Raw genomic sequence first — 22,308 nt, 5'->3', positions numbered from 1 at the left:
AGGCGCTCATGGCAAAATTGAAGCTCGACGCTATCCCGGATGACAAGCCGGTAAAGCTTACGATCGAAATTCCCGCGGCGGTGCATCGCGATCTTGTCGCCTATGCCGCGGCACTCGGCCGCGAAACCGGACAGCCGGTCAGTGAGCCGGCCAAGCTGATCGCGCCCATGTTGGCGCGCTTCATCGCCGGCGACCGTGCCTTCGCCAAAATGCGGAGTGTCAGGAAGCCAACTCAGCCGCCAACGGAGCCGGCTGGCGCGAGGACATCGACCGAGCAAGGCTGAGAAAGCGCCGGAACGCTGGATTGTCGTTGCCTGGTAACCACACGGCGCTGTACGGCAACACGTCCTCCGCAGTCGCGAGTGGCCGGAAGACCACCTCGGGATAGCACGCCCCTGTCCCGGCTTCGCTGATGAAGCTGATGCCGATTCCGAGAGCGACCAGATGCATCAATGTCTCACGCCCGACGCCATAGCGCTCGACCGAAGGGCTGTGCCCGAGAGCCGCCACCCGACGGACGACATAGTCATGAATCTCCGGCCCCGGTGCGTCGCGGCTGACGATGAAGTGCTCGTCCTTCAGTGCCTCCCAACCGAGCTTGTCTTCGTCGGCGAGGCGATGCCGCTCCGGCAGGACAGCGAAGACGCGGGCCTCCCACAAGACGGCGGTGTCGCAGTGCGGCACCGTCGGCGTCCCAGTGACGAACGCAATGTCGAGCTGGCGCTCGCTGATACGCGCGAGGTGTTCGCTTGCGGAGCCCTCGACGATATCGATGGCGATCACCGGGTGCGTTTCGCGATAGCTGCGTAGCAACTCACGCACGAAACCGGCCGACAGCGACGACAGTATCCCAATCCGGATTGCGCCCTCCGCACCGCACCCTGCGTTGCCGGCGCCCTTCACGGCGTGATCGATCTCGGCGAGCGCCGAGCGCGCCCGGTCCAGAAACCGGCGCCCAGCCTCCGTCAGCCGAACGCCGCTCGCCTCGCGCTCGAACAGGGAAACGCCCAGCTTGTCCTCCAGCGCCCGCACCCGCCGGCTCACGGCAGATTGCCGGATACCGAGGACCTGCGCCGCACGGCTGAAGCTGAGATGCTCGGCCACCAGGAGCGCCTGAGAGATCGACACAAGTTTGACCATGCACCAGCCTCCAGACAGACTCTTGCGCCCAAGTGCAGTGGGGGTAAGGGTGGCATAGATATTTTGGCAAAACGGTGGCGATGTTTTCCCGGTCAGGAATACCGACTTGGATCATTAACAATTATTAAAATAACATTAATGCCCAAGGGCCGGGCCGCCAACCTCGTTTCCTATAAGCTGCCGAGCACCTTCATGGCGGCGGTCTTGGGATCTCCGTAAAAGATCGGATCGACGTGCTCCATTATGTCGGAGCTAACATCCAAGAAACTTCGCTTGTTTTCGATGGGGATGAGCGCACGCTTTGCCCCATTGTCCTTCGCGACCTGGAGCGGCTCTGTGAGGGATCGCAGTGGTTTGATATTTCCCTGCACACTCATGTCCCCGAGTACGAGCAGCGCTGGACTGACGGGCGCTTTCCGAAGCGCCGAGTAGGCCGCAACAAAAAATGCGATCCCAATCTCGGCCTCCACACGATTGCCCAACAGGTCAATCACCTCGACATGCATGTCCGAAGTCTCAAGGTCGCGTGCAATGCCAAGCTCTGCTTTCTTCGCCTGGACGTAGCTGAAGGCTCGCTGCACCGATTCCTTCATCGCGCCAGAAATGCCCCCCGCCATCTTCAGCTTCCCGGTTCCGCTCGAAACGGAAACTTCCAGGCGATACAGGCCAACCGTCCCATCCGATGTAACGCCCGCCGTATATACGGTTCCGGGTGACAGGGGGTCCGTGGAGATTAAGTCACGCCCTCCTTGTTCCGGTACACCGACGAACCGTTCCTCTCCAGTCTCCTGCAGCGTGTAGCTAAACGATGTCTGGTAATATTCGAAGGAGCCCATTTTCTTGAGCTGTTCCTTCACGCGCCGCCGACCTTCCAACGCCAACTCAAGGATTTCTGCAAGCTCCTCCTGAGTCACCTCGCCGTGCGGGAACAGGATCTTCATCAAGCCAGACACGGTTTTCCGTACCGCTTTGCGATCGCGGGCGTTGAGATGCGCGCCCATCGAGAAGTATCGGTCAATGATCTCTGTGAAGTTGTGTTTGCGCATCTCGCGCAGCGCTTCGGCGAGATAGTCGACGACGAAACCATAGTGATCCGTGAACAGTTCATTCCGCATCTGCGGAATCTCCCAGCCCGGGAGATAGAAGTGCAGGCGATCGATGAACGCCATGTCGTCGCGAATGGTGTCGGGCATCGGCGCGAAGAGGTGGCCGGTCTGAACCATGACGTCGATGGGCTGATTGGTATTGCCGAACATCGCGATGCTGGCATCCCCCGCGACGGCCTCCTGGCCCCGCTGGAACGTGCCGGACTCGCAGTACGTCTTCATCGTCGTAATGACTTCCTTCGGCATCTTCTGGAGATCCGCGACCTCGTCGAAACCGACGACATCCCAGATCTGGACCATGCCCTTTTGGCGCCCGGACATGTGGCCGAATAGATTGGCGACCGTGGTCCCTCCCGTCAGAAGAGCGGTGTATGGCGAGACTTCCTGGACGACGTAACTCTTGCCTGTGCCGCGCGGGCCGAGCTCGACGAGGTTGTAGTTCCGCTCCGCAAGGGGGATGAGCCGGACCAAGAAAAGCAGCTTGAGCCGCCGAGACATCTCGCCGGGCTCATACCCCATGCTCCGGACGATGAGATCGATCCATTCGTCCGTCGTGAACTGCTTGCGGACATTGCGGTATTCATCGAGATCAAAGGTCGCAATCTGAATTGGGACAAGTTTGTCGATCCAGAACGGATTTTTGCCCTTCGATTCCTCGTCGGACTCGAAGCGCATGTCGACTTGCGCCCAAACACCGCCCATGAGCAGGCGCTCGTAGTCACGAACGTATTGGCTCGGGATGTGCAGAAATTTGTTGTTGAAATTGACTCCCTCGGCCCAGTAGTCCGAATCCACCAAGCGGACCTTCACCTTGTCGATGAAGGAATATCTTCCGTTTTCCTTGACCTTGCTTTGCGCCTTCGCAGACTCGTCGGGCCGAATGTAATTGTTTGCCAGCGTGTCGTTGACGACCTGCAATCCCATCTGGATCGCGAGTTCGTCTGACGAGGCGCAGTATTTTCCGAGCAGAAACTCAAGCACAAAGACCGGGACGTTTGCCCCGACCTTGACCTTCCGGACGAGGTCCTTTCGAACGACCTTTCCGGCGAACAGCTGGTTCGCCTTGTTGTCGAGTGCATCGCGGGTCGGCGGTGAACCATTGCTCATGCTTAAACTCCGAGACGAACCGGGATATCGGTGGGTGAGCGGTACAGCTCGGCGTCTGTTGTCGGATCTTGAACGACCACCCGGAGCGACGGTGAACTCTCGTCGCTCAGCAGGAACGCGACCGTGACGGGCTTACCGGCCTGAAGCCTCACGCAACCTGTCGCGCGATCAAAGTCGCCATCGACGGCCATACCCACTCCGCCAACCTGCTTTCCGGCTGAAATCAAGAGCGGTCGGACCACCAGCTCGTTCGAGAAGAGCGAGAGATTTTTCCCGTCGAGTTGGATCGTCACGCTGAATATGCGGTTCGTGACGGCGTCAGGCAGACCCGTCGCCGTCACCGGTCCTGCGGTCGCCTGCTCTGCCTTTCTCGCCTTCATGCGGACGGTCACCACAGGTATGACCATTTCTTGCAGGGAGGGGCCGCCGTGGTGGAAGGCAAGATCCCCGCCCGCTTTGAAAACCCCGCTCCCGACGGGAAACACGAAATCCAGATCGGATTCATACCCGAGCGCCGAGGCAGTGACCCGAACGCAACCAGCCGGGGTTGCGCCGCCACGCCCAATCCAACAGCGACGATGGAGGTCAATCTCGTCGCCCCCCGGCGCGTCGATCCGCATGGACTCGTCGCGGTCCGATGGGAAGAACAGATGCCCATGATCAGCAGTCAGCACGCAATGCTCGACGCCGGCGGCGGCAAGCTTGCGGATGGCCCGGGCCAGATTGTCGATGACGGTATCCATCACCTGGCGAGCCTGGAACGTGAACCCCCGCTCGCCGGCATGATCGATCTCCTGAGACCGCACAATGATGACCTGGGCGCCCTCGATCTTCTTGGCAAGCCGCGAGGGTTGGAGACTGAGCAGTTCGTCCAGAGCAATGTCGGCAAGCCTGGGCACGCGCGAGGCGGCAAATTTCTTCCGCGCGGCTAGGTCGGGAAGGAAAGCGTCGTCGATTTTTGCGCCCAGCGTGCCGGCCTGCTCGACAACGCTGAAGCTTGACGATGCCCCCGGCTGCAGTGCTGCCATACCGATCGGCGTGATGCTCGGTAGCGCACAGACAGCAGGTCGCACGCTGACTTCCACGGACTTTGGAAGCCGCTCGGAGAGTTCGACACCCATTTCGAAACGCATGGCGTCAACGAAGAAGTACGCCACGGGCTTGGGCTGCTCCGAGACGATCTCGCTGTATATCCGTGTTTGGTGCAATGACGGCGAGACCGTCCATTTTGCCGCGACAAGCGCTGTCGTAAAGCCATCGGCCATGGCGCGGCAGGCGTCTTCGTAGACGCCCCGAACCACCCCCAGGGGACGCTCCTCCGGTTCGTCGTCGAGATTCGCGACCCATGCCTCAAGGCGGCGTTGAGCCTGGTCCAATCTGAACCAGCCGTCTTTGGCTGCGTATGCGCCAATCCAGGCATTGGCGTCGCCACCGGCTTTCCCGACCGCGGCCCGCACAGCCACACCGAGGCTCCCCAGCTCGGCCATGCGGCGACACGCCTCCCACTGGGCCTTCCGTCCGACCTCACGATCTAGCCAGAAGCTATGCTCACGCCCCCCGATGATTTCGAGAGCCTGGTCGAACTTCTTCTCCGCGACCAGGTCGCCGCAATGGGCCAGCAGCACGCGTTCCTCAAAGCGGAACGTGTCGATCGACCCGAGAGTCCCGGCGGGGACGACGGCGTCGCGAAGCCCCAGCTCGGCCTCCACGCGATCGGCCATCGCGGGATAGACATCGGAGAACCTCGAGCGAAGCTGATGGGCGAGCTCCCGAACCGCTCCTTCCTCATCCTTGGTCTTCGGCGCTGGGATAGCGTCGAGAACCGAAGGGGGGGTGCCGCTGAGGTCACATCTGAATTCACCTGCAAGGCCATACCGCAAGGTGATGGATCTCAGCTTTGGCAATGTGGCGTCGTCAGGAAGCTCCAGCCCGAGCTTCGAACGCACAAGCTTCACCAGCTCACGGGTCGCCTCCTTTGCCTCGATCTCGGCATCGCGCTCGTCGGTTGCGAGCCATGCCGCGATGATGCCCTCGTTTCCCGACGTGCTGTGGAAGATCGACTTCAAAACCGATGGCGGCTCGGTCGACGACGTGTCCGACGATGCGCGCGCGAGGTCCTCATAGCTAACACGCTCCGGCGCCAGCATCTCATCGATCACGCCGTCGGTGTATCGCTGGCGCAGAACATTGCGCGCGAGCCGCTTCAGTTGAGGCTCATAGCAGTCGCCAGCCTTTTCGAGTTCCATCAGTACCGAGCCGTGGCGATCACGCTCACAGCCAGGCAGGTAAACGATCAAACACTCCGCCGGCGCGTCGCCGCATACGAAGGGCTCCACGACCGAGCGAAGCTCGAACATCGAGCCGGCGTATTCGGTCAGCCGCGCCGCTGTGCCGCTGACGATCACGGGCACCGCCTCGTCGGTCGTCCGCACGCCACCGCGCAATTCAGCGATAAACGACGCGAATTCGCGGCGAACGTCGTACCAAACAACTACCTTTCTGGCTTTGAGCCTCTCGGCGAGTTGCTTTGCGATGTAGTCGTACAAGGGGTGCATCAGCTGAGACCTCCGCTTTCCACCTTGGAGACCTCTTGAAAGCGGGCGGCAAACCAGCGCAGGCGCGCAACACCGTCGGATACCGCTTCGCCGGATGACGACACGATGTAATTGGCAACCTTCGGTAACAGCAGAACGAGCAGGAGATCGGACGAGTCACGGTCCAGCGTGAACCGTCCATCCCCTTTGGCCGCCAGTTTCGTCGAGAATTCGTCCAGCGCGCTCTGCGCCGCCGCCGTCATCGGCTCCAGCAAGGTAATCAGCTTACGGATGCTTTCCGGCGAAACGAGACGGACTGGCTGTAGCGCTTCGTAAAGCGGACCGGCATTTCGCCCAAAATCGATCTCTGGGAACCACCCTCGGACACGAGCGACAAAATCGTAGACGTCGGTGAAGACGCCCCCATGCTCGCGCTGCCGCCGCTCCGTCTCCGCGAACAGATTTCCAATCGTGATATCGCCTTGCCGAACCGCAAAGCCCAGCGACACGAGAAGACTGCGCTCCTGTTCCGAAAGCGAGCCGGTCAGAGGCTTGTAGCCCAGGTCGTGCTCGATCTCGTTCCATACGTGCGACATCATGCTGCAGACTTGGATCTCGCACGGCACGTCAGAGACGTTGGCGTAGGTGCCAATCACGTCCGCCTCCGGCAAAAACGCTTCAACATGCGTTGCCCGATAGAAATTGCTGTTGTCCGCTGCGTTCTTGTCCTTGCGCTCGCTGACGGGCGTTGCACCCTTCAGGTCTACGAACCGCTTGCAAACCAACTGGACGACCTGATCCTCGTGTCGCTGCTCGTAGGTCGCAATGCGGACGGCGGCGAGATCGCGAACCGCGTCAAATACCGACTGCACACTCGGCAGGTCCTTCTTCCCAGAAGCAGCGAAGCGACGGAGCTTTCCCTCAAGGCTCTTGGGGCTTTTTGCGCGAAAGGTGACTTGCGCCCGGATCGCATTGCCTTCGACAATCTCAAACCTGCAGATTTCCGCGACACGCGCAGAGAGCTTTAGGTATCGATCGTACTCTCGGTGGTAGCGAAGAACGGCGTTCTTGATCGTATCTTCGGAGATCGTCACGATGATGACCTCCGTGTTCTTGCCTTCGGACCGTTCGGCACCGATGCTTCCGTCAGTTCCTTCAATGCCGCTTTGACCGCAACCGATGTCAGTTCATGCACGATCTCGTCGGCTGGGCGCGTCGAGGTTAGTCGTGGTTTCCGCTTGCCATCATCGGCCTCTACCCAGAAGACATTCTCTAGGTTGTGTGCGATGGCCAAGCTGCGGTCTTTCGCGCATTTGGAGACGACGCGCTCGGGCCACAGATGCATGGCAACATGCGACCAGTCGTATTTTCCTGCTGCCAGATCATCCCACTTGCTCTTGAGCTCCCGCTGCCAGGGCTTGTGCTGGGGCACGAGCCGCCAGAGTGGCGCCATTGTCAGCACCACGCCGTCGTCGAGCGTTGGGTTCCAAAGCGGAGCCACGCGCTTGACTTCATCAAGGAAAGAACGGAGTTCCTCGACAAAAGCCCCCTGCGCAGCGATCTCTTTGCGCTCTTTTGCCGAAGGATTCGCGCCGAGGCCTTGGACCAGACTGGTGAGCTGCCGCTCCTCGTGCGCAAGCTTTGCGGCCACCACTTCGTTCTGAATCTGGAAGAAGCTGTCAGGGGTGAGGCGGTGTGCGTAGAGCCAAATGCTGTAACGGCCTGAGGGTACGGAGAGTTGCCACAGGATCGGAGCTTTGCGGCGGCTCTTGGAGTAGCATTTGAGGTGATGCTCAAAGAAGCTCGAAGCCACCCAGGCCCCTAGATCGTGGCCCTTCGGGTCAAGCACGGCTCCAACCTCTCGCCACCATTCATCGGCGCTCGCCTTGAAAACCACATCGAACACCAAGTGAACAGCTGTGGTGAGGTCATGTGCATGTCCGCGGTCGTCGACTAGAATGCCGTTCTGAGGGCACGCCACTGGATATCCGGCCGGCGCGCTCGCGAGCGGCAGGCCATCATGACCGGTAAGCATGGCAGGTGAGCACACTGGTAGCGGGTCAAAAGGCTCGGGCTCTGTGGGCAAAGAGCGCGCGTCAGTGGCAAGGCGCACATCGAAGCGGCCGAAGGCCACACCCACTGCCCACGACACCAACTCCGCAGCCAGGCTCACCGTATCGGCATTGCCTCCTGAATCGCCGTTCTCCTCTGTATCCGCATCAGCATCTACATCCGGGTCGTTCTCGGTCTCGGCGGGATTCAGCACGTCGGTACCGAGTCCTCGGGTGATAGAGCCCCGGTCGGATTCGTCGATGCCATAAAGATCGAAGCAACGGTGGTTGATCTCGTCCTGAATCGACATGACTTCAGACTTGATTATGGCGGCTGTCTCGGCATAGGCGCTGGCCCGTTCGGCGATTGCATCACCCTCGACCACCAGCAACGCCGGCAGAATGAACGCCAGAGACATTTCGGTTCGACTGTCCAGGCTGCGTTTGAGTGCCCATGCGCGACGGGCAAGCCGGGCAAGAGTAGACCGATCTGTCGAGTCTAGACGCGGGATAGGCGTGCGTTGGATAAGGCCGACTTCGTAAGACTGCGCCAACTCTGTGCGCGCAAGTTGAAGCGAGACGAGAAGTGCAAATGCGCTGCTGTTAGTAATGGCAGCGAGAGCGAGTAGGTCGTCTGTGTTGTCATTTTTGACGAACGCCGAAGGGCCCTTGTCGGCAAATATGCAGCCTGCTGGCATCGCTCGGAGCGATAGACCATTTGTCCGGCGCGGCCAGGTTAGGCCAGGACGGAAGAAGAAATTCGCGGCAGTATCGCGAAGCATCCAAACGTTCGAGCGAACGACGCCCTGTTCATTGAGATTATTTTTTATCTCCTCACCACCGCAATCCCAATTTGCCATCAAATACACGTCTGCATAAAAAGGTGAGAATTTCCCGCCTTTGGCAAACGGAAACCACCGCTGACTTACGTGCCGGGGCGTCACTGCCCACCAACACCGCACAAAACGGAAATCATCTGCCGTCGCTAGGCCCTGCTTCGTCGTTCGCTCGTCAGTCTCGAATGGCGGGAGCTCCTTGAATGACTGCCGTAATTTCTGGCTCACCCAATAAGCAAAGGGCGAGCTCGGTATTGCGGAAAAGCTTGTGGTTTCCACTTCGAAGCGTTGCTTACCAAAAGCTTCGTCCGGCTTGTCGATCGCCTCGCGCAGTGCGTTCGCCTTGTCTTCGGCTTCCAGGATACGGAGAAATACGGTTTTCATGCCGCCGCCCCGCAACTCTTCTCAAGGCAATAGGCAGCGACTTCGACCATCGCGCCGTCCAGTACCCCATAGCCGAGGTCAGCGAAGACCACAGGCGGCGCTTCCTTGAGCAGAATCTCCTCGCGCCATTTCTGAAAGCTCGATAGGAAGAAACCGGTGCGCGACGTGATGGCGCCGAGCATGCCACGTACGTGCAGAAGTCCGACGCCTCGCTCAACAAAAGCAGCGTAGACGTCATTCTTGGTGCGAGGATAGCTTTTCTCGAATTCCTTCTTCGCGGCGAGACTGCACGCCCCGAAGGGCGGGTTCATCAACACTACGTCGAACTGCGTTCGTACCAGATCGATCAGTGCGACGCCCTGGGCTGCATCGCCCGCGAAGAGCCGCCGACGCACGCTGGCACTGCCAGTTGCAGTCTCCGCGAAGGCGCGCAACGCCTCGACGATACGTGCCTCGGCTTCATGGAAAAAGCCGTCGTCGTCGATGCCAGAGAGATCTAGAGAACCCTTTTTTTCCACGGGTTCCATGCCTGGTAGAAATCCGGTGGTCTGGCGCTGTGTTACGAATTGTTCGCGAGCGCGATGGAGTTCCACGGCGATGCCGTCTTCAACTCGAAGGAGGGTACCAAGATCGCCGGCCAGACGACTTTCGCCGACCATCTTCTTGAACAGGTCGCGTAGCAGTGGAGGATCGAGACGGGCTGCGAATTCGTCAACCAGCACGGCATCGCCGGGCATCGGCTCGGCCACCACAATATGCGTACGCTGAATGCGCGGACGGTCGGATGCGGCGATACCAACGTCCTTCCAGGCACGCTGCGCCCGTAACCACAGCGCCAACGCAGCGATCTGCGCACAGCGTGGGTCGATATCCACACCATGGAGATTGTATTCAACGATCAGTCTAGGCACCGCGGATCGTAGATCGGCGAGGTCTGTGTAGTCCTCGCGCAGAGAATGCCCGGTTGCCTCGCTGCTAGGACTGATTCCCTCGGCTGACCATGCCTCTTCGTAGATAGTCAGCAGGAGGTCGAAGCTATACAACAGGAAGTGCCCCGAGCCGCAAGCGGGGTCGAGAATGCGGAGGTCTCTTGGATCCTTCCGCGGGCGTGAACGAGCCGGCTCGTCAGCGGAGCGCGCAAGATACCCGCAAAGGTCAGTCAGGCGGGTTTGCTCACCATGCATTTCTGACCATAGACGGCCAAGCGTGTTATCCACGAGGAACTGCACGACGTATCGCGGCGTGAAGAACTGGTTGCGCACGGCCAATTCGCGGCTATTACGCGGGGCCTGGCTTTCGTCGCGCATTTTCTTGCGCTCTTCGCCGCTATTGAAGAACTGATAGACCCAGCCAATCGTCTCGTCTTCCGCCCAAACCCCGAACAGATCGGGCGCGTTAAGGATGATCAGAAGCGCCTCGAACGTCCGCCGCTTAGGCCAAAGGACAGTGGCGGCATCGCGCCGGTCGAACAGAACCTTGATCTCGGTCGAGAACTCGTCGAATAGGCTTTCAACATACAGGCGGTATCCTGCGGCATCGGGGAGCAGCGCCACCCCGGGGGCCATTCCGCAGAATTCGCGGTAGCCTCCGGACTGTTCGCCCTTCGTGATGCACTCCTGCACCAGTTGCCGCGCTTCGAGCATCTTGAGCGCGACAAAGCGATTGAGCGTCGTAAAGGCGGCATCCCGCACATAGTCGGTGACCGCCTCCACGGCGGTGGTCCCAGCGGCGCGCTTGTGCTCGATGGCGGCGACCATTTTGTCCCGCTGGAATTGCTGGCGAAGCGACAAATGGGTACCGCCGTTTGGGGCGATGACACCGCTTCGCAGCACGTCGAATGTCCCTTCGAGCTGCGACGAGAAATCCTCATCGAGCAGCTTCCGCGCCTGCTGGGTCGCCCGCTCAATGGCGTTACGCGTCGCCTTATCCATGGTGAAGGCCGATCACTGGACAATCACCTTTTTGCCGGTTCCGATCAGGCGCGAACACTCCTCACGAATGCCAGCCAGAGCGGCATCGAGCTGTTCCTCGGTCTCAATTCCCCCAGAGAAGTAGCCGCCCAGTCTCACCGTCGCGACACGATCGCCGTCGACGATGCGATGAAGCGCCGCGATGGCGTCTTGAAAACGGGTCTCACAGGCATCCAGCTCCGAACGGAGTTGAGGAATCGGCACCCGCTCCTGGTTCCGCATTTTTCCGCGCTCCAGCGGAGCCGCCAGTTTCTGCTGCTGGTCCTGATCGATGCCATCCCAGCCAGGCGCCTGCCCCAGCCGGTCGAGCGCCTGGGTGTAGGCGGCAATCCGCGCTTCCAACGCTTCGTCAAATCGCCGCGCGTACTCGGCGTCGATGGCCGACGCATGTTGGTCAATCGCGGGCAGCTCCCGGTAAAAGGTCTCTCGTTCCAGGAGGTCGTCGAGTTCCGCCGCCTTGGCTCGGAGATCCTCGCTGACATCGGTCTCCCCGCGCAGGAAGGGCCAAGCGGTCTTCAGCGCGTCGCGCGCCCGATCAAGGTCCCGCAAGCGAGGCTCCGATAAGGCTTGGTCAAGCTCGGTCGCGCGTTTGATTGCCTCCTTGATCGACCGATGCGACGCATTGAACGTCGCGATCGCATTGTCCTCTGAACCGCGCAGTACGGCCTTCATCTGACCGATCGCACCCTCGAGGACCGCAGCGCCCGGCAGTCGCGATGCGATGAGCTGGCCGTGCGCTGACGCAACTGGGTCCTCATGCCGCGCGATCTCCTTGCGAAGCTCGGCAACGATGGCACCGGCGTTGAGCTCGCGGACTTCGCTTCCAAACGTGTCCCGGAAGGCCTCCGACGCCTTCACAAGTTCCTCGAACTCGATGCCTTTTTTTGGCCGGAACGAGGCCTGACGGAAAAAATTGTTGTTCGAGAAAGTGTCCCGGGCCTCGATCCCTGTAGCGGAGTCGATCGTCTGACCTTTGCTGGTCGCCTGAATCTTTCCGGCCCGCAGCAACGACAGCACAAGCAACCGAACCACTTCGAAGTCCCAACCGAAGGGCTCTTTCGCCAGCTCATCCGCGAGGAAGCGGCCGCTCGCCGTGTCCCCGTAATTGGCGCGCTCCTCGATCCGCGACAGCACCTCGGCCAAGGCGCCACTTTCAACGCGGAAAACGGTCTTCCCCTTTTCGTCGCGCAAAAGCCCGAGCGTGCCGAACACCGACGGAAGACCTTGGAGGTTCTCCGCGGTAAACAGTGCATCGACGCCCTTCTTCACGTCGGCGGGCTTGGAGGCCGCTTCCTTGAAGCGATCGAATACCTCCGGGAGCACGTCGCTCAGGATGTCCGCCGCGCTCTTGCCCATGTCGACGGCCCGGTCGTCGGGGCTACGGTCATTTCCGCGGAAACTCACGCTGCCGGCCAGGCAGGTGGCCTTTATGAGCCGGCGCAATTCGTCCTGGTGCCGCCTCTGCCGGATTTTCTCTTCGCCGATGAGCGCAGTTTCGTCAGCCGTTTTGGCTTCGCGTTCCTTCCTCGCCAGCATCTCCTTGGAACGGAAGAGTTCTACGGTCTCGCGGTCGATCGCGTCGTTGAGCGCGACGGCCCAAAACACGCTCTTGCGCTCCTGTTGGCTGCGGGCACGCAGTTCCGTCGCGAGCGCCTGGAAGGATGCGCCAACTTCAGCGAGCTGGACGTGGAACATCATGTCGCCATCGACGATCTCTCGACCATGGATGGAGAGGCCAGCCTTAAACGTCTTCGTGTCAAAGAGCGTATGGCTCGGCTGCGGCTGCCAGAACGCGGCCAGCACCTCGGAGTAGATTCGATGTGCGTCGCCGGGCTTCGGGCTGATCCCGTTGCGAATGCGCTCCCAGTCGTCTTCCGCTGGCGTCGGAATCCGATATCCGTCGTCGCCGAGGCGAACCTTGTTGGCGGCCTCAAGCTGACGCAGTGCGTCCTTCACCGCGGCAAGCTGGGAATCGCCGGCGACACCGGGATGGAGCGCCGCTGAGATATTTTCCGCTGTGCGGTGAACGCTCTTCACGTATTGCAGCAGGCAAATCACCTTGGCGACCGGCTGCGCGAGCGGATGTTCGAGTTCCTTCGATATGGCGGAGATCTTCGCTCGGACCTCAGAGCCGATGTTGCCCTCGACGAGGTCGTACACCTGATCGAGTCTCGCCACCGAGCCGATCGGCTGGTCTGCAAGATTGACCGCCGGGTTGATGAGCAACTGCTGGGCCAGCTTGATGATGGTGCGGTTCGCCCCGCCCACGTGCTTGCTCGCGCCACCCTGTGTCCGAAGCCCCGAGACGACCTGGATGATCAGGTCAATCTGATAAGGCAGCAGAGGGTAGAGATCGATGAAACTGTCCCGCGTCAGCTCTGGCAGCTTGATATCGGCGGTAAGGCGGGTGTGTTCCGTGAACCGACCGCGATGCTGGTCGAACAGCTCTCCTAATGTTTTTTGCGCGGGGGCATTTTTCGACAAAACCCGTCGGCTGGTGACCTCGGAGATGTCTGACGGCTCCAGATGGACCTGCAGTGGGAACCGGTCCATCAGGCGGGCAAGCTCGATCTTCTTGTCGTCCAGGCCACTGACGAGCTCGCCAAGCTTTTCTTGCGACGTGACGACGATCCAGTGTTTGCCGCGGCCTTTGACGCCGAGGCTCTGCACGACGGCCTGCAAGTCGAGCATCTTTTGTACGTCACGAGCGACGAACTGGCCGACTTCGTCCACGACGAACATGAGCGCCTGGCCGGGTCGGCGGCGCTTCATCAATTCATTCGCGCGTTCCGCCAGCTTACCCGGTGAGATATCAGCCTTGTTCTTGACCGCCTTCACCCATGAATCGGCCATCGGGTATGTCTCGGGATCAAGGCTGTGCAGAACCCGGCTGGCCTCGCTGAGGGCGAAAGCAACTTTGCCTTTTTCGTAAGACCATTCCTTCTTGAAGAGGCGCCCGTACTCGGCCTCAAACCCTTCAAGCTGCCCCTTCTCTTCAAGAGCGATTTCTAGCTCGGAGAGGTCGAGATCTTTTGCGTAGCCAAGGCTTTGTAGGAAAAGCCCATACATGATCTCGGTGAGAGACTGGTTCCCGCTCCTTATGCCTCGGTCAGTCGAGACGTCGAAGATCACAGCATGTGTCGGAATTTGCTCGTTTATCGCCTTCAGAAGCACCTGAAGCTTGTTGTCACCGGCTCTTTGGGCGAACCGATCACCGGCGGGGATTCCCGCCACAGTGCGGTTTTCGATCGATAGACCCAGCATCTTTGCAAAGCTGGACTTACCCGATCCGAAGAAACCAGACACCCAGATCGCAATACCCTCGTGCGGCTTGTTCGGAGTCTCGCGAAATGCGTCGAAAATACTGGTGTAGTGGGACCGAATGGCGTCGGTCACCACATACTCATTGATTTCGTCGCGTAGGATGTCATCGCTGGTCTGATCGACCTTGATGACTTCCTCTATCCGACGATGGATGTCGTTCGCAAAGAGACTTTTGATCGGTTCGTTGGCCATCACTGAAATCCCGTCAAAAGATTTTTGGGCGATAGTTATGCTCGGCTGCGAGCACGCCCATGAACCGGAGTCCCGCGGCACCGTCGAGATCGCCTGGGTAGAACAAGACCGTCGGCACGGTGACCCTTCCCTTCAGCTGCTCCAACAATGAGAATGTGCGGTAGACGGGGAACAAGGCGCCGGTCCGCATGATGAAGACGATGTCGCGAAGCGGGTCGGGATCATCGGGCATCAGGGCAGCGACGAGATCAACCAGGGGTGCGTACTCAGAAAGGACCGAATGCACTGTCTCGACGATCGTGTCCGTGCCCTGCTCGCGCTCCGCCGCAAACCAATCTTCTAGTGGTCGTTGAGATCGCATTGCCTCGTCCAGACACTGAGCCAACGATATGCGGCTTACGCGCTTTCCCTTTTGAGCAAGCCGGGTCTCGAGCAGGGTGATTTGTTTGCGTAGCTCGAACTCCTCTTCGGGTTCGTACCGGAAAAGTGCGTAAGGCATGTCGTGGTAAGCGCTTATGCGCTCACGCGGGTCGGCCAGATCAAGTATGGGCTCAAGGCTTGTCTTGATGCGGTGTACGAGATCGCTCATGCCACCATCCTTTCCGCATACTCGCGGGCATTGGCGCAGGGCAGCGTGAGCTGGACGATGCTGCCGGCGATCTGATAGTCCAGCTTCCGATATTGGTGAAGCCGAAGAAGCTCCCGCTCGACATCCGAGGGCTGCATCAGGAACATCCGCCAGTCTTCCGACGCGAGGACTTTTCGCGGGCTCTGCATTTTTTCTCGAAGAACATAGAGGAGATAAAGAAAGCTCCGCTCAGGCAAATGATAGCTCGCAAATTCTTTGACAACGCTTCCGCGGAGCAGGCCAAAATCGACCGCCATCTTGAGCAATGCGGCCGCAACGCGGTTCAGCGTCGTCTCGCTCCAAGCATGTTCGGTGGCACCACCTCGAAGACCCACGCTTCGGAGATGCTCGTAGACGTCTTCCGTCCGCACACGATAGGCTCCCGAAAGAAACGCCGGGAAAAGCCAGTTGATTAGAAAGTCGCGAAGCAGGAATTCGTCGCGGGTCATATGCCAAAGCAGAATCGGCTTCCATTCTTCGATGGGGCATCCATTCTTCGCCAAGAGCACCAGCGGGCGATCACGAGCGCTTGGGTCAAATCGGCGATTCAGCACTTTTGCGATGTCGCGAAGCCAAGTGGCCGTACTAGCACCGATGAAATTCTCGCGTTTCAAACGATCAAGATTCTCCTTCTTCGAAGCGCCGAAATCCCATGCCGCGAAAACCGCATACGTTTCATCGATCATGGCTCCCTTAATGAGAGTGAACGACGAAACGACGTGGGACCGGTCCGGCGCCTTCATGCGTTGTCCAGTCGCGCGTATGGGACGGCCAGCGCGCCGGGCTCACCACGCGCAAATCCGAGCGCAAGGGATGCGATGTCCTGGTTTGTAGCGGCAAACGAAGCAGGCAACGGCACTGCGCGCCCTTCAGCCGCGCGACGCAAACGTGAGAACCGCTCGGAATCTTCGTCAGTGATCAGATCAAAAGATTGGAGCGCCGTCTTAAGCTCGGTCTCTTTCAGTGCCTCCAGTTCCAGGAAAAACGGCTTCCACTCGTCAGCCTGATCAAGCCAACGTTCCCAATGCGCCTCGAATTCCTCCTCCACCGCTTCAGGTAGTTGCCAGAGGGTGACGCTTTGCGGCGGATCGAAAACTTCACGACAGCGAAAACTTGCGACCGCGAATACGGACCGCGCCTGCGCAAAATAATGGGTGCGTGGGAATCCCCGCCGGACCGCCGCACTGCCAAGACGACTGAGCTGGCCGCGGGTATTCCACCACTTGGCAAGATCCATCTCGCCAACCCGGGCAACGACCAATCGAAACTTCAACAGCCGATCAAAGTCGAGTTTGCCATTCTTCATTCACCACGCTCCCTGATGTGACGGACAACAGGGCGGCAGCCGAACCCAGCGTCTAGGAGAATGAAGGGGGTCTTACAGCACGGCTGGGCCATTTCAGCTCCTTCCCTCGTCTCGGGAATTCGCCTTCTGCTGCTCGATCCACCGGTCGATATCGACGCGCTGAAAACGCCACTGCCCGCCCACCTTGAACGCGGGCAGCTGGCTCTTCTGAGCCATGGTGTAAACCGTCTTCTCGGCGACCTTGAGCAATTGGGCCACCTCCGGCAGCGTTAATATCTCGTCCGGCATCAACCGGCCCCCTATTCGCAAAGGACGACAGAGACTGCCAGACTTAGGCAAAATGCGCCAGCCCCGCCGTCGCGATAGCCCTGCCGTAGCGGCCGGCAAGAAAATGCACGCACCGGCGGGCTTGCGCGTTTGCGACCGTCGCCGCAGGACGGCCCCCTGACAATCTGCGCGTTAGGGTGAACCGCCTTCCACACCTGACACCCGACCATTTTAGCTAGGCAAAGTACCGGGCCGGTGCAGTGTAAAATTAGCCTGAGAGACCGCACCAATAGCAAACGACGCATATCGATAGAAGCCGTGAGGCGTCCGATTTTTACGCCACGATATCCGGCTCCCCTACGATCCCACGCGCTCTATTCCCTTGCGATGATGCCTGCGCTTCACTGTTTGCAAGACAGTGGATTCAGGAGCGACATCATGGCCGCGAGATCGTCGTCCAGCAGCGACGTTTTTCCTTTGAACCCCGCCGAGGCAATCTCGGATATGGCACGGGGGTCGCCTGAGCGCGAAGAGATCAGCACGCTGCGTTTCCGGACATCCCGAAACGTTATACCGACGAGGCGGACCATCCGTCGTTCTGAGCTGCGCCAAATCGTGCCAGTCGCCGACACGACCATCTATGAGATGGAGCAACGTGGCGAATTTCCGCGGCGGTTCAATCTCACACCGCGCTGCGTCGTCTGGGACCTTGCTGAAGTCGAAGCGTGGATCGACGAGCGCCGCCTCGCATCGGACGCGGCGGTGAACAAACGCGCCCCAGCCCCAGACGTGCGACAACGCAAGACGCGCCCGGTCAGAGCGTAGGCTCCGGCGCGAGCAATTGCATGTTTGGCGGATAGAGAGTCGGCGTATGCTTGCGGCCATCGACCCAGGCATCGACCATATCAGCCCACTCCTGCATCATGTGGCGCCGCTGATGCTCATACTCCGCCTTGTTGTAGATGCCGCGTGACGAACGCCCGTCCTCGTGCGCCAAGCACTTCTCGATCCAATCGCTGTTGAAGCCCAACTCGTTGAGGAGCGTGGAGCCGGTGCGCCGGAGATCGTGAACCGTGAACGGTTCCAGGGGCAGCCCTTCCTTCTTAGCCCGCTCGACCACAGCATAGGTGATGCGGTTGAACGTGGCGCGCGACATCGGCGCGTCGGCGTCGTAGCGAGATGGCAAAAGGTAGCGCGAATTCCCTGCGCAAGTTTTCAGCGCGATCATGATGTCGAGCACTTGCTGCGAGAGATAGACGTTATGAGCTTTGGACCGCTTCATCCGCTCCTTGGGAATCGACCAGACGGTATTCTCGAAATCGACCTCGTCCCAGGTCGCATCCTGCAATTCGCTTTTGCGGACCATCGTCAGCAGGAAGAGCTTCATACCGAGCCTGATTGTCGGGAGCGTCGGCACATAGTCGATCTGCTTGAGCATGACCCGGATCTCGGCGGGCGATAGCGAACGATCTTTCGGGACAAACGTGGCGATCGAAGCTGGTCCGACCTCCTCGGCAGGATTGGGCACCTTCTCCCCGTGCAGGATCGCGAAGCCAAAGACCAGCTTGATGATATCCCGCACATGGACGGCCGTCGCCGGCGCACCCCGGTCCTTCACCTTCGCGCAAAGGACCCTCACGTCGCCCGAGGTAATCTCGGTAAGAAGCCGATTTCGAAATGCGGGCAGGATGTCTCGTTCGAAGATTGCACGACGCATTGAGCGCGTGCTGTCGGCCATCCTGGCCTCCTGAAGCCATCGCTCGCCAAACTCCCCAAAGCTCTTCGCTTCCTTCAGCCGCCGCTTTTCGCGCTGCTTGCCGTGCGCGGGTGAGCTGCCCTCGGCGACCTCCCGCTTGGCATCGATACACTTCTCTCTGGCGCGCGCCAGAGAGAGCCCGGAAGCGCCGTATCGCCCGATCGTCAGCGTCTCGCGCCGTCCGTTGAGACGGTAATCATAGCGGAAGGTGATCAACCCTGTTGGAGAGACGGTGACGTACATACCGTCACGGTCGGCGACTTTGAAGGTTTTTTCTTTTGGCTTCAGTTGTTTAAGCGCGGTGTCGGTCAACATGGATCGGCCATTTCGGGGCAAATTTCGGTGTCTGACGATCAATTTTTACCGTCAGCGGCCCTAGCCGGCAAGGTCATAATTTTTCTTGTTATATTTCAACATGTTATGTGAATATTTTTACCGTCACATCGAAAATTTGGCTGACGGTAAAGGGAATTTCGTGCCAGAAGCCCTTCACGCCTTACCGTCAGGCTTACCGTCAAATCGAGCTGCTGGACACCGATAGTCCGCGATAGATATGGAAACTATTATCGTTATAAATCAGAACACTAACGCCGATTTGCGATAGACCGCGATACCTCCCGGACCCTATTAAATCATTCCCACTCAATCGTGCCCGGCGGCTTTGACGTCACATCGTAGACAACGCGGTTTATGCCTTTGACTTCGTTGATGATTCGCGTTGCGGCGCGCCCGAGAAAACCCATGTCGAATGGAAAGAAATCCGCCGTCATGCCATCAACGGAGGTGACGGCGCGCAACGCGCAGACGAATTCATAGGTTCGCCCATCGCCCATCACCCCGACAGTCTGCACCGGCAAAAGCACGGCGAATGCCTGCCAGATCGCGTCATAGAGCCCAGCCTTGCGGATCTCGTCGAGATAGATGGCGTCGGCCTGACGCAAGATCTCCAGCTTTTCGGGGGTGACCCCGCCGGGGCAGCGAATAGCGAGGCCCGGCCCCGGAAATGGATGCCGGCCGACGAAAGCCTCGGGCAGCCCAAGTTCGCGTCCCAGCGCGCGCACCTCGTCCTTGAACAATTCGCGTAGCGGCTCGACCAGCTTCATGTTCATGCGTTCCGGCAAGCCGCCGACATTATGGTGCGACTTGATCGTGACCGAAGGTCCGCCGCTGAAGGAAACGCTCTCGATCACATCCGGATAGAGCGTGCCTTGCGCCAAAAATTCCGGCGCGCCTCGGCCATCGGCGGCGATCTTCTTCGCCTCGGCCTCAAAAGTCGCGATGAACAGACGCCCGATGATCTTGCGCTTTTCCTCTGGATCGCGAATGCCGGTGAGGGCTCCGAGAAAAATGTCTTTGGCTTCAACGTGAACCAGCGGGATGTTGTAGTGGCCGCGGAACAGGCTGACGACTTCCTCAGCCTCACCCTGGCGCAAAAATCCATGATCTACGAAGACGCAGGTGAGGCGCTCGCCGATAGCCTCAAAGATCAGCACGGCTGCGACCGCCGAATCGACGCCGCCCGAAAGGCCGCAAAGCACGCGGCCGGAGCCGACTTGCGCGCGGATTGAGGCGATCGCCTCTTGCCGGAAGGCGCCCATGGTCCAATCGGCCTTGAGTCCCGCGACTTTATGGACAAAGTTTGAAATCAGTTTCGCGCCGTCCGGCGTATGGGCGACTTCGAGGTGAAATTGCACGCCATAGAGACGGCGTCCTTCGTCAGCAATTGCCGCCATCGGGGCACTCGGCGATGCGGCGATTGGGGCAAATCCCGGCGGCAATTGGCTCACCGCGTCGCCGTGGCTCATCCAGACCTGGTAGGATTTTCCTTTCGCCCAAACGCCATCGAAGAGCGCGCTCTCCCGCACCACTTCAACTTCGGCGCGGCCAAATTCACGCTTGCGGCCCGCGACGACCTCGCCGCCAAGCTGCGCCGCCATCACCTGCTCGCCATAGCAGATGCCAAGAATCGGCACGCCAGCGTCAAACATGGATTTTGGCGCGCGAGGGGAATTATCCTCCAGCACCGAACTCGGGCTGCCCGACAGAATCACGGCTTTTGGCGCCAGCTCCGCAAAGGCCTTCTCCGCTGACTGAAACGGCGCGATCTCGCAATAAACGCCTGCCTCGCGCACCCGGCGCGCGATCAGTTGCGTGACCTGCGAGCCGAAATCAACGATCAAAACCTTGTCGTGATGCCGGACAATTGTATCGTGGAGATCATTCTCCGCCATGCCGCGTCCTTCTCTTCAGCAAAAAGCTCGATTAGGCGATCGCGGTCCACGGCGCAAGCAGCGCATCATCCGAAATTTGATTGGCCCGAAACAGAGAGCAGTCAAGACGCCGCTGCAAAAGCAGGAGCTGCGGCGCTCTCGCTGAGCGATGGCGCCTACGCGCGTTTATTTTGCCTCACCGCGTGGCGAGGTTCGCGATCATCCCGACTGCGGCCCCGGTCAATTTTGAGAACATCCCGAAATCTGCGCGGCTGACGGCGACGAACACGCCGACGCCGCGGCCTGGCGCGAACGCGATATAGCTCATGAAACCGACGCCGCCGCCGCTTTTCTCGATAAGCGCCGGCCGAATTCCGTCGCTATTCATGATGACCCAGCCAAGGCCAAGGCCCGCCATCGGTCCCGCTTCGTCAAAACCGATGGCGGCGGGCAACGCCTGACGCTGGCGATAGATGGCGTGGCTCAACGCCAATGTCTCATTGGCGTCATCGAGATTGTGGCGCAGCCAGCGCGCCACATCATTGCCGGTGCTGTAGAGGCCGCCGCTTCCATCGGTCGCATGAGTATCGACGCAGGGGCCGGCGCCGCCGAGGCCGCGGCCGATCATGAGCCGCTTGCACTGTGCAAAGCCGGTATCGGCCATGCCTAACGGCGCGGTGACGCGCGTGCGCAACAAGTCGGGATAGGGTGCGCCGCCCGACGTTTCGATCGCGTCCGCCAACAGGTCGAAGCCGACATTGGAATAGGCGGCGACCGTGCCCGGCGCCCAGGGCAATTGGAAATGGCTGAGCCACGCCCAGCGATCGGCGCGCGACGGCCATGCGCGAGGCATAACGCCTTCCGGCGCATATCCCATTTCGCGCGGCAGCGCAGCAGAATAGGTGGCGAGATCGAGCAATGTGATCGGCCTGCCGCCAAACTCCGGCGTCTTCACATCGCCGGCGTCGCGCTGCAGCGTATCGGTCAGGCGCAATTTGCCATCCGCGACGAGGGAAGCGAGCACTTCGGTCGTGAAGACTTTCGTGATCGAATTCAGGCGGACCAGGCTGTTTCCATCCGGCTTCTGATTATTTCCTTTTTCGGTCTCGCCGTAGCCGAGGACGACGCTGCTGTCGCCGCGCACGACAACCAAAACCATGCCGGGAGCCCCAGACTCGCCGAACATGACTGCGCCGGCGAGGTCAGTCGCCTCCGCGAGCAAGGGATCATCAGCGCGGGAGGGACTCGCCGCGGCGACCGCCAAGACGAGCGCCAGAAACATGGATCGCATGCATAATCCTCCCGCATTGCTTGGGCGTCGTTTCGCGCTGCGCGCGACGAGCCAAAGCTGAGGATGGCACAAAATCCGAAAGCGCAAAGCAGCGCCTCAAAAGAAATCGACGCCAAATGCGCAGAGCAACAAGCATTGTGCTTTGCGCGCATAAGAGAGGCGGCGGAAACGTCATTTCCAAGCCGCCCCGCTCAGACCTGTCGCAA

General features: G+C 59.9%; 16 protein-coding genes. 2 read left to right on the top strand and 14 right to left on the bottom strand.

The features are described 5' to 3' along the window. Positions 1 to 8: 8 nt before the first annotated feature. A complete protein-coding gene (locus WDN46_11575; GenBank protein ID MEJ0094043.1) occupies positions 9 to 284 on the top strand; it encodes a DUF2274 domain-containing protein in 276 nt (91 codons plus the stop codon). Here WDN46_11575 and WDN46_11570 read toward each other — a convergent pair. The 11 genes from WDN46_11570 to WDN46_11520 all read right to left on the bottom strand — a co-directional run bounded on the left by WDN46_11570 (position 220) and on the right by WDN46_11520 (position 16,866). Then, the gene (locus tag WDN46_11570; GenBank protein MEJ0094042.1) at positions 220 to 1,140 is read right to left on the bottom strand and encodes a LysR family transcriptional regulator; all 921 of its coding nucleotides are present in this window, start codon (positions 1,138 to 1,140) and stop codon (positions 220 to 222) included. The genes WDN46_11575 and WDN46_11570 overlap by 65 nt on opposite strands. 170 nt (positions 1,141 to 1,310) lie before the next feature. Beyond that, on the bottom strand, positions 1,311 to 3,353 hold the full coding sequence (gene brxL, locus WDN46_11565) for a protease Lon-related BREX system protein BrxL (GenBank protein ID MEJ0094041.1): 2,043 nt from the start codon (positions 3,351 to 3,353) through the stop codon (positions 1,311 to 1,313). 2 nt (positions 3,354 to 3,355) lie between these two features. Then, complete coding sequence (locus tag WDN46_11560) at positions 3,356 to 5,908, bottom strand: PglZ domain-containing protein (GenBank protein ID MEJ0094040.1); 2,553 nt, start codon at positions 5,906 to 5,908, stop codon at positions 3,356 to 3,358. Next, a complete protein-coding gene (locus WDN46_11555; protein ID MEJ0094039.1) occupies positions 5,908 to 6,981 on the bottom strand; it encodes a hypothetical protein in 1,074 nt (357 codons plus the stop codon). The genes WDN46_11560 and WDN46_11555 overlap by 1 nt, the downstream gene beginning before the upstream one ends. Continuing rightward, on the bottom strand, positions 6,978 to 9,158 hold the full coding sequence (locus WDN46_11550) for a hypothetical protein (protein ID MEJ0094038.1): 2,181 nt from the start codon (positions 9,156 to 9,158) through the stop codon (positions 6,978 to 6,980). Before WDN46_11550 ends, WDN46_11555 begins: the two co-directional genes overlap by 4 nt. Continuing rightward, positions 9,155 to 11,089 (bottom strand): DNA methyltransferase, encoded by a 1,935-nt coding sequence (locus WDN46_11545; GenBank protein ID MEJ0094037.1) that lies wholly within the window; start codon positions 11,087 to 11,089, stop codon positions 9,155 to 9,157. Before WDN46_11545 ends, WDN46_11550 begins: the two co-directional genes overlap by 4 nt. A gap of 12 nt (positions 11,090 to 11,101) precedes the next feature. After that, positions 11,102 to 14,644, bottom strand: coding sequence for a BREX system P-loop protein BrxC (gene brxC, locus WDN46_11540; GenBank protein ID MEJ0094036.1), 3,543 nt, complete (start codon positions 14,642 to 14,644; stop codon positions 11,102 to 11,104). Between the two features lie 13 nt (positions 14,645 to 14,657). Continuing rightward, positions 14,658 to 15,233 (bottom strand): BREX protein BrxB domain-containing protein, encoded by a 576-nt coding sequence (locus tag WDN46_11535; protein MEJ0094035.1) that lies wholly within the window; start codon positions 15,231 to 15,233, stop codon positions 14,658 to 14,660. After that, complete coding sequence (locus WDN46_11530; GenBank protein ID MEJ0094034.1) at positions 15,230 to 15,958, bottom strand: BrxA family protein; 729 nt, start codon at positions 15,956 to 15,958, stop codon at positions 15,230 to 15,232. Before WDN46_11530 ends, WDN46_11535 begins: the two co-directional genes overlap by 4 nt. A gap of 53 nt (positions 15,959 to 16,011) precedes the next feature. Continuing rightward, positions 16,012 to 16,578 (bottom strand): BrxE family protein, encoded by a 567-nt coding sequence (locus WDN46_11525; protein MEJ0094033.1) that lies wholly within the window; start codon positions 16,576 to 16,578, stop codon positions 16,012 to 16,014. 93 nt (positions 16,579 to 16,671) lie between these two features. Further along, positions 16,672 to 16,866 carry a helix-turn-helix domain-containing protein gene (locus WDN46_11520; protein ID MEJ0094032.1) on the bottom strand — a complete coding sequence of 65 codons (195 nt, stop codon included), beginning with the start codon at positions 16,864 to 16,866 and terminating at the stop codon, positions 16,672 to 16,674. Between the two features lie 417 nt (positions 16,867 to 17,283). Here WDN46_11520 and WDN46_11515 point away from each other — a divergent pair, with 417 nt between their 5' ends. Then, entirely contained in the window at positions 17,284 to 17,670 is a 387-nt protein-coding gene (locus WDN46_11515; protein MEJ0094031.1) for an AlpA family phage regulatory protein, read from the top strand. Here WDN46_11515 and WDN46_11510 read toward each other — a convergent pair. From WDN46_11510 to ampH, 3 genes are all read right to left on the bottom strand, one after another. Further along, on the bottom strand, positions 17,660 to 18,916 hold the full coding sequence (locus WDN46_11510; GenBank protein ID MEJ0094030.1) for a tyrosine-type recombinase/integrase: 1,257 nt from the start codon (positions 18,914 to 18,916) through the stop codon (positions 17,660 to 17,662). The genes WDN46_11515 and WDN46_11510 overlap by 11 nt on opposite strands. 317 nt (positions 18,917 to 19,233) lie before the next feature. Beyond that, positions 19,234 to 20,832: a glutamine-hydrolyzing GMP synthase gene (guaA, locus tag WDN46_11505; GenBank protein ID MEJ0094029.1), complete on the bottom strand. Its 1,599-nt coding sequence runs from the start codon at positions 20,830 to 20,832 to the stop codon at positions 19,234 to 19,236. 175 nt (positions 20,833 to 21,007) lie between these two features. Continuing rightward, the gene (gene ampH / locus WDN46_11500) at positions 21,008 to 22,102 is read right to left on the bottom strand and encodes a D-alanyl-D-alanine-carboxypeptidase/endopeptidase AmpH (GenBank protein ID MEJ0094028.1); all 1,095 of its coding nucleotides are present in this window, start codon (positions 22,100 to 22,102) and stop codon (positions 21,008 to 21,010) included. Positions 22,103 to 22,308 lie beyond the last annotated feature (206 nt).

The organism is Methylocella sp., from assembly GCA_037200525.1.
Classification (GTDB): domain Bacteria; phylum Pseudomonadota; class Alphaproteobacteria; order Rhizobiales; family Beijerinckiaceae; genus Methylocapsa.
Note: the sequence above shows the minus strand (reverse complement) of the source record. Positions and strands in the feature narration are given on the sequence as shown.